The sequence below is a fragment of the Neobacillus thermocopriae genome (genome assembly GCF_010975035.1).
Lineage (GTDB): Bacteria > Bacillota > Bacilli > Bacillales > Cytobacillaceae > Neobacillus > Neobacillus thermocopriae.
Map to the genome: position 1 here is coordinate 82877 of NZ_JAAIUV010000013.1, position 9002 is coordinate 91878.

The window sequence follows — 9002 nt, forward strand, 5'->3', positions numbered from 1 at the left end:
CAGTAGTAAGCGATTACATAACTAGTGGGTTAAAAACAAATCTATTGTAAAAAAAAGTGGAGAGTCTTATAATGTCTACAACTGAAATACAATTGTTTTCTGTATGAGGACATATTGTTAGGGGGGAATCAGATGAAAGCTATCTCGATAGGTTTATTAGGTTTAGGCACTGTTGGTTCAGGTGTCGTTCAAATTATAAAAAAACATCAAGATAAACTCATGCATCAAGTTGGTTGTCCAGTTGTTATAAAAAAAGTCCTTGTTAAAGATTTAAATAAAGAAAGAGCGGTTGAAATAGAGGAAGAACAATTAACGACAAATCCTGATGATATTTTATTAGATAAAGAGATTGATGTCGTAATCGAAGTGATGGGTGGAATTGATGCGACAAAAGATTATTTGATCACCGCTTTGCGATATGGAAAGCATGTCGTGACTGCTAATAAGGATTTAATGGCCCTACATGGTACGGAGTTATTAACCGTAGCTTCCGAATATGGTTGTGACCTATTTTACGAAGCAAGTGTTGCTGGGGGGATTCCAATTTTAAGGAGTCTAGTTGACGGTCTCGCCTCAGACCGAATAACACAATTGATGGGAATTGTGAATGGAACGACGAACTATATTTTAACAAAAATGAGTAATGAGGGACGTTCTTACGATGAGGTGCTAAAAGAAGCTCAGGAATTGGGCTTTGCGGAGGCAGATCCGACAGCGGATGTGGAAGGCTTAGATGCAGCCCGTAAAATGACGATTCTAGCGACTTTAGGTTTTTCGATGCATATTGATTTAGAGGATGTAAAGGTAAGCGGCATTTCTAACGTGACTGAAGAAGATATCAGGTATGGAAAACAATTGGGATATACGATGAAGCTTATCGGTCATGCCCATCGAGAAGGAGAAAAGGTGGAAGTGAGTGTGGCACCAACCTTCCTACCCAATAACCATCCGCTGGCTTCCGTACAAAACGAATACAATGCGGTTTATGTATATGGTGAAGCAGTTGGAGAAACGATGTTTTACGGTCCAGGAGCCGGAAGTCTTCCTACTGCCACAGCGGTTGTTTCCGACTTAGTAAATGTCATTAAAAACTTGAGGCTAGGTGTAAATGGAAAGAGTGCTGTGACACCACAATATCCAAAGCGGTTAAAAGATGACAGTGAAAAATACTCTAAATATTTCTTACGTATTCATGTTGAAGATGAGGTTGGCGTTTTTGCTGAGATTACCTCTATTTTTGCCAAAAATGGAGTCAGTTTTGAAAAAATTCTTCAACTTCCAGTGAAGAAAAATGAGGTTTCTGAAATCGTACTCGTTACACATCGTACTTCCATTTCCAATTATGAACAAAGTCTACAAGAGTTAAATGATTTATCTGCTGTTAGAGAAATAAAAAGTGCATACAAAGTGGTGAGGTAATAATGATGAGATGGCCAGGATTATTAGAAGCTTATAAGGAATATTTACCTGTTACGAAAGATACTCCAAAATTGACATTGAATGAAGGAAATACTCCGTTAATCAAGCTTGAACGTTTGTCAATAGAATGGGGTGTTGAGTTGTATGTGAAGGTGGAAGGAGCAAATCCAACAGGTTCCTTCAAGGATCGTGGAATGGTGATGGCAGTCGCCAAAGCTGTAGAGGAAGGTAGCAAAACAGTAATATGTGCCTCAACAGGAAACACATCAGCAGCAGCTGCAGCTTATGCAGCACGTGCTGGATTAAAGTGCATCATTGTTATTCCAGAAGGGAAAATTGCTATGGGTAAGCTCGCACAAGCTATGATGTACGGAGCTGAAATTATCTCCATTGAAGGAAATTTTGACCAAGCATTAAAAATGGTACGGAACATCAGTAAAACAGAACCAATTACTCTCGTTAACTCGGTCAACCCCTATCGCTTAGAAGGACAAAAAACAGCAGCCTTTGAGATTTGCGACCAACTTGGGACGGCTCCGGATATTTTAGCCATTCCTGTTGGAAATGCAGGTAACATAAGTGCCTATTGGAAAGGATTTAAGGAATATGCGGAAACAAAGGAAACAGGGCTGCCAAGAATGTTTGGTTTTGAAGCATCAGGTGCAGCAGCACTTGTTCATAATCGTGTGTTCGAAAATCCAGAAACGATTGCTACAGCCATTCGCATTGGAAACCCAGCAAGCTGGAATCTGGCCGTAACAGCTGTGGAGGAATCAAATGGCCAGTTTGATGAAGTGACCGATGAAGAAATTGTTAGTGCCTACAAAAAGCTTGCCTCTTCGGAAGGAGTTTTTGCTGAGCCAGCCTCCTGTGCATCTATAGCTGGAGTGTTCAAAAGTTTGAAAAATGGTCGAATCCCTAAAGGGACAAAAATTGTCGCAGTTCTTACAGGTAATGGGCTAAAAGACCCAGATACGGCAATTAATAGCAGTTTAATCAAACCGGTTCAATTACCGAATGATGAAAAAGTGGTTGCTGAACATATTCAAGGGGTTGTTTTGAATGCCTCCGTCTAATCGATTTGTGATTAAGGTTCCTGCTAGTACGGCAAACCTTGGACCAGGGTTTGATTCCATTGGAGCAGCCCTTAACTTGTATTTAACTTTAGAGGTGGAAGAAAATGAGAAATGGGAAGTTACTTCTTCTAATCTTGAATTGAAAGATCTTCCAGGTGATGAACAACATTTTGTTGTGCAAGTAGCGTTGCAAACAGCTGAAAAATACGGAAAAATCTTATCACCTTGTAAGGTGAAAATGAGTAGTGAAATTCCTTTGGCACGTGGGCTTGGGTCAAGTGCATCCGCAATTGTTGCTGGGATTGAATTGGCGGACCAAGTTGGGAACTTAGGGTTAACAAAACAAGAAAAACTTTTGGTGGCAACAGAGATGGAAGGGCACCCAGATAATGTAGGAGCATCCCTATATGGAGGACTTGTCATTGGATGCTATCAAAAGGGTGAAGTGGCTATGATGTCATTTACAAATCTTCCGATTGAAATGGTAGCGGTCATTCCTCATGAGATTCTATTAACGAAGGATTCCCGAAATGTGCTTCCAGGGCAATTTTCCATGAATGAAGCGATTATAGCATCTTCAACTGCCAATGTTTTAGTGGCTGCCTTATTAAGTCAAAATTGGGAATTAGCGGGTAAAATGATGGAACGAGATCGATTCCATCAACCATACCGCAAGCCATTAATTCCAATTTATGATGAAATCGAGGCATTCGCCAAGGCAAATGGAGCATTTGGTGTGGCATTAAGCGGAGCAGGCCCAACAATCCTATGCTTTATTGAAAAAGGCAAGGGAGATAGTCTTGTCTCATCCTTACAGAAAACTTTTTCAAATATGATGGTTAAATTGCTTCATCTTGATTATGATGGAAGCAAGGTAAGAGAAGTAGAAGAGTTTGTTCGTTAAAAATGAGGGCAGTATGAACTGCCCTTTTTTTGTTTAATTAACCTTTAATACCATGCAGCCATTCTTGATAACATTCTTTGCAGAGCGGTTCATCTCTTTCGGTATTTTCAGAGAAAAATGAAACATAATGACGCTCTTTTTCATTGAGCTCTTCGGAACAATAAAAACAATTTTCAGGCAATTAAATCCCTCCTTTAAAAATTCCGTGATAGGATAGTTTTTTTCTCGTTTAAAGGGATTTATGCGAATTAAAGTTGAGGATCAGATCATCTTAAAATGGTGAGAATGTTTGATTAAGATAAGAGCTTGAGCAGAATTGGATGCAGTATAGTTAAAGCCTACATCGGAAAGAGGAGGGCATCTCTAATCGCCTTTTAATCATGTGGAACAAACATAAAGTGGCTGTAAATAGTGCAATTATTTCAATGTGAAAGGAACGATAATATTTTATTTTGGAAAGATAAGGGAAGTAGAAGTGAGTGGTAATTAAAAGGTGTTTTGGTTAACAAGGAATAAAAAAAACGCCAGGAAATAATTCATAGCGTTTTTAAATCTATCTAATTTTATTCTTCACTTAAAACACTTCTTTTCTTTAAGAGGGTCTCTGTGCCCAAGTTGTACGATACTTGGCCATAGATAAAATCATTACTAAAGATAAGATTATTGCTCCACCATCTGTAATCGCACTTGGTAAAATCCCTAACACACCATAAACGTCGTTAACTACTGTCCACATAGATGAAGGTATCATAATAGGTCCAGTAGCTTGAGTGATATTTACTAATAATATAATCCACCATAAAATCCTTGAACGGCTATTTAAAGCTAATACACCTAACGTATTACCAATAATGTATAAACATCCAACGATTCTAAATCCAAATGTAAATTCTAATGCTTCAACAGAAGGGTCAGTTACACCTGCCATTTGCATCATGGTTTCAATTAATGGCGGATTAATAATTACAAAATTGTGGATAGTTGTACCAATGGTAAAAATAATCGAACATAAAACAATAGTATTTTGTAACTTTCTAGTTGTAGTTGAATCTTTTAACTGATGTTTTGTTTTATTCATCTATTAATCCTCTCTTTTAGTTCGCCAATACTTTACACTAAAAATTCATATCTTTTTAGTTACTAGAATCTTCATCTTTACTGCAAATCTATCATTATCCTTATATAGTATCTTGAGACCGTAGTTCAATTTTTGTATAAGTCCAGAGACTGAATCTTTAATAGCAGATTAAAACAACAATAAGCAAATCAATACAAATTTTTAATTAGCAAAGGGATAGTTATTGTTACTCTGCTAATTATAGTGTGTTTCCCTTAGTCCATTTTGTTCAAAAAATTACAAAACGTATGATTTAATTACAAAAAAATAGTGCTAAACCCTTAGTGATTTAGCACTATATCTATTTGATTATTGAAGTTTTCTCTAATGATACAGAACTACTTATGATTCAAATTAGATTCTATTGTTTTGACAACCTTGTTCTGTTTTATCTGTCTGTTAACCCAATTCCAGTATTGGATTTGACCAACACTTCTTCAAATTTGTGAACATCCGCTTTTTGGCTGGAAAAAATCGTACCAAGATAACCGGCCAAGAAGCCGAGTGGGATAGAAACAATTCCTGGAGTTGTATAAGGGAATATTGGATTACCAACAAAGATGGCCTTTCCTGCTTCCGGGCTGAAAACATTCGGACTAATTAATACTAAACCAACTGCTGAAATAAGACCGACAATCATAGCCCAAATGGCGCCTGTGGTATTAAATCGCTTCCAATAGATTGTGTATATGATAACCGGCAAATTCGCACTAGCTGCCACTGCAAACGCAAGTGAAACAAGGAAAGCGACGTTTAATGTTTGGGCACCTAATGCTAGAATGATGGAAACGATGGAAACGCCGAGTGCTGCATATCGTGCCATATTTACTTGCTGTTTCTCGGTTGCTTTCCCTTTTTTCAAAATTTCATTATAAAAATCATGAGCGAACGCGGACGCTGCTGTTAATACTAGACCAGCGACCACTGCTAGAATGGTTGCAAAAGCTACCGCAGAAACAAACGCAAATAACATATTGCCACCAAGAACCTCTGCTAAAAGAGGTGCAGCCATATTCCCAGCTGGGTTTGCAGCGATAATTCGTTCATTACCAACAAATGCAGCAGCACCAAAGCCAAGGAAAATGGTCATTACATAGAATAAGCCAATAACCCATGTGGCATATACGACAGAGGCACGAGCGGTTTTAGCATCTTTTACAGTAAAAAAGCGCACAAGGATATGTGGCAGTCCTGCTGTACCAAGTACAAGTCCCATATTTAGTGATAATGTATCGAGTCCATCCTTATATTTCACACCTGGATTTAAAAATGCTTCTTTTAACGGTGTGGCTGTTTTCATCTGAGCAAACATATCGGTAATACTGAAGTTAAACTTGGCAAAAACAATAATGGATATTAAGAAGGTACCACCCATTAACAGGATGGCTTTAATGATTTGAACCCAGCTAGTGGCATGCATTCCTCCAAATATGACGTAAACCGTCATTAATACACCAACAATCAAAACAGAAGTTGTATATTCCAATCCCAATAATAGTTTGATTAGTGCACCTGCACCGACAAGTTGTGCAATCATGTAGAAAATAGAAATGGTAATGGTATTCATGGCCGCAAATCCACGGATTTTCTTGGCATCAAAACGAGCAGCAATCATGTCGGCAAACGTATATTTTCCAAGGTTTCTTAGTGGTTCTGCGACTAAATAAAGAACAACCAGATAGGCTACAAGGAAACCAATACTGTAGAAGAAACCGTCAAAACCTTGCAAGGCAACCGCGCCAGCAATACCTAGGAAAGAAGCAGCAGACATGTAATCTCCCGCAATAGCAAGCCCATTTTGCCACCCGGTAAGACCGCCACCAGCAGTATAAAATTCACTGGCATTCTTTGTTTTTTTGGAGGCGTAGTATGTAATGACTAATGTTACGAGTACAATTCCGAGGAACATCAGAAATGCAGGAGTGTTCATCGACTGCCCCTCCTTTCTTTAAGGACTTTGTCTGCCAACTCATCAAATTTGGCTGCTTTTTTGGAGTAAAGCATACATAGCCCCCAAGTCATAACAAATTGTAAGAAGGCAAAAACCCAGGCCCAAGTAATATCACCGATAAATTTCGTATTTAACACAGTAGAGTAGGAAGTTAAGATTGGTAATGCAAAGTAAAAACTAAAGAAGAAAATGGTTAAAGGAATGATAAATTTTTTCTTTTCGGAGAGTAATGTTTGAAACGAAGGAGATTGAACAATAGATTGGTAATCGTTTTCGGGAACGGTTTTAACTTTTTTTGCCTCCAATAGGAAGGGCCCCCTTTCAAAATTTCACCTTTTGTTTAGAAAAAATGATTAAATTTAAGAAAAAAAATAACTATGACATTCGTACAAGCCGTGTGTAAGGAAAATTGTCTTCATCCTCTCCTTTATATATTATTTTCGGAAATTTTAAAAAATTATTACATTTATTATTATAATTTTATTGGATTTTAGGTTGCAAGAGGAAATTCAAAAAAATAAAAGATATGGGTAAATATTCCTATTGGAAGGATAAAAATAAGATTATTCTTTGTAACAATAAAAAATTAATAAGAAAAGAGTAGTTTTTAACGAAATCATCTTGAGTAAGAGGAAAATGTGTGAGGGTGGGAGCAGCAAATGTAGACAAATGGGGGAGGATTAAATATTAAAAAAATATATATTAATACAAAATAATCTATTACCAAATAAAGATTGGAGAGCATTTTACTAGTTAAACTATATATTGCTGGCATCTTTGATTAAAATCATTTTCAAATTGAAGAAGTGTACGAGGCTACCTAGAATAAGTAAACAAAAAAAGCTTGGATAAAAAATATCCAAGCTTTTTTCATTATGGAGACTACGGGGATCGAACCCGTGACCTCTTGCATGCCATGCAAGCACTCTCCCAGCTGAGCTAAGCCCCCAATGAATTTGTACAAGAAGTATTATAGCGATATTTACTAATTCTTGCAAGAGAAAATTTTTTGAAGGTAAAAAATTATTTCTCATTAACTCATACTTTCAATTTCCACCCGATTAACTCCTTCTAATGCCGAAACAGCGGCATATACATCAGTAGTCTTTTCTCGATAATCGACTGCTGCTAATATTTGCACAAGATGATCACCATTGTCTAAATCTTTAATACGAATCCGACGAAGAATATATTTTTTTTCAAGCATGTAGGAGATGACTTTATCAATTTGTTCCTTCTCCTTAATAAATAATTGGAGCATAACTTCTTTTTCGCGGAGTTGTTTTGGTCCAAAAATTTTCATGATGGCTGGGACAAACTCAACACTAATTATTAAGAGGGCAACCCCTGCAAAAGCCTCTAGGTAAAAACCCGCACCAACGGCAATTCCAATTCCTGCCGCTCCCCAAATCATAGCAGCGGTTGTTAAACCGGAGATACTGTCATTCCCCCGTCTTAAAATTACGCCTGCGCCAAGGAAACCAATCCCTGAAACAATCTGTGCTGCGAGACGGAGTGGGTCCATCGTGATTCTTACATCATCGGAAGGTGGAAACATATACGCCGATTCAATAGAAACAATTGTAAGCAAACAGCTGACAACGGAAATAACAAGACTCGTCTTTAAACCGACAGGTTTTCTTTTTAATTCCCGCTCAAGTCCAATGATTAATCCTAATAAAGCTGATATGCCAAGTTTTATTAAAACACCAAGTTCCATTCCTAACATTTTTATTCACGTCCATTGAAATTTTGTAAACACGATGTTATTACATATATTCTATCACATTCATGTAGTTGTTATGGGAGAACTTATATGAACTAATGAATCCAAAGTCAAAAATTTGGGATGTCCTTTAGTAAGGACAAAAAATGTAAAAATAATTTTAATGAATATTTGTTTTAAAAAAAAATTAAAATATTATATTGCAATCATTTGTTAAACATGTTATATTAATTTTCGTCCTCTTCGAGAACGTCAAATAGCGAAAAAGAAATTTTAAAAAAATATGTTGACATCGAGAAGTGAGATATGATATATTAAAGAAGTCGCTTTTGAACAAAAAGATAAACAAGCTATCTTTAAATAATGTTTGTTCTTTGAAAACTAAACAACCAAAAACGCCAATAATCACAACATTCGTTTCGATTGAAACGAAGCCAACGTTAATTTTATGAGCTAAATCAACTTTTTTTGGAGAGTTTGATCCTGGCTCAGGACGAACGCTGGCGGCGTGCCTAATACATGCAAGTCGAGCGGACCAATAGAAGCTTGCTTCTATTGGTTAGCGGCGGACGGGTGAGTAACACGTGGGCAACCTGCCTGTAAGACTGGGATAACTTCGGGAAACCGGAGCTAATACCGGATAATTCATCCCCTCGCATGAAGGGATGCTGAAAGTCGGTTTACGCTGACACTTACAGATGGGCCCGCGGCGCATTAGCTAGTTGGTGAGGTAATGGCTCACCAAGGCGACGATGCGTAGCCGACCTGAGAGGGTGATCGGCCACACTGGGACTGAGACACGGCCCAGA

General features: G+C 37.6%; 8 protein-coding genes, 1 tRNA gene and 1 rRNA gene. 4 read left to right on the forward strand and 6 right to left on the reverse strand.

Annotated elements, in window-relative coordinates; all coding sequences use genetic code 11:
* Positions 1 to 132 precede the first annotated feature (132 nt).
* From G4Z05_RS09845 to thrB, 3 genes are read left to right on the forward strand one after another with little or no spacing between them, the layout of a single operon-like run.
* Entirely contained in the window at positions 133 to 1419 is a 1287-nt protein-coding gene (locus G4Z05_RS09845; RefSeq protein ID WP_163251791.1) for a homoserine dehydrogenase, read from the forward strand.
* Positions 1420 to 1424: 5 nt separating this feature from the next.
* Positions 1425 to 2495: a threonine synthase gene (gene thrC, locus G4Z05_RS09850; RefSeq protein WP_163251804.1), complete on the forward strand. Its 1071-nt coding sequence runs from the start codon at positions 1425 to 1427 to the stop codon at positions 2493 to 2495.
* Positions 2482 to 3399 (forward strand): homoserine kinase, encoded by a 918-nt coding sequence (gene thrB / locus G4Z05_RS09855; protein WP_163251792.1) that lies wholly within the window; start codon positions 2482 to 2484, stop codon positions 3397 to 3399. Before thrC ends, thrB begins: the two co-directional genes overlap by 14 nt.
* Before the next feature lie 37 nt (positions 3400 to 3436).
* Here the strand turns inward: thrB and G4Z05_RS09860 are convergent, their stop codons facing one another.
* The 6 genes from G4Z05_RS09860 to G4Z05_RS09885 form a co-directional block, all read right to left on the reverse strand.
* Positions 3437 to 3580 (reverse strand): hypothetical protein, encoded by a 144-nt coding sequence (locus tag G4Z05_RS09860; protein WP_163251793.1) that lies wholly within the window; start codon positions 3578 to 3580, stop codon positions 3437 to 3439.
* 411 nt (positions 3581 to 3991) lie between these two features.
* The gene (locus G4Z05_RS09865) at positions 3992 to 4477 is read right to left on the reverse strand and encodes a hypothetical protein (RefSeq protein WP_163251794.1); all 486 of its coding nucleotides are present in this window, start codon (positions 4475 to 4477) and stop codon (positions 3992 to 3994) included.
* Between the two features lie 427 nt (positions 4478 to 4904).
* Complete coding sequence (locus tag G4Z05_RS09870) at positions 4905 to 6446, reverse strand: solute symporter family protein (RefSeq protein ID WP_163251795.1); 1542 nt, start codon at positions 6444 to 6446, stop codon at positions 4905 to 4907.
* Entirely contained in the window at positions 6443 to 6772 is a 330-nt protein-coding gene (locus G4Z05_RS09875; protein ID WP_163251796.1) for a DUF485 domain-containing protein, read from the reverse strand. The genes G4Z05_RS09870 and G4Z05_RS09875 overlap by 4 nt, the downstream gene beginning before the upstream one ends.
* 571 nt (positions 6773 to 7343) lie before the next feature.
* Positions 7344 to 7416: transfer RNA gene (locus G4Z05_RS09880), tRNA-Ala, on the reverse strand.
* A gap of 84 nt (positions 7417 to 7500) precedes the next feature.
* A complete protein-coding gene (locus G4Z05_RS09885; RefSeq protein ID WP_395534885.1) occupies positions 7501 to 8187 on the reverse strand; it encodes an MgtC/SapB family protein in 687 nt (228 codons plus the stop codon).
* 471 nt (positions 8188 to 8658) lie between these two features.
* Between G4Z05_RS09885 and G4Z05_RS09890 the strand changes: the two genes are divergently transcribed.
* A 16S ribosomal RNA gene (locus G4Z05_RS09890) occupies positions 8659 to 9002 on the forward strand; the annotation flags it as partial.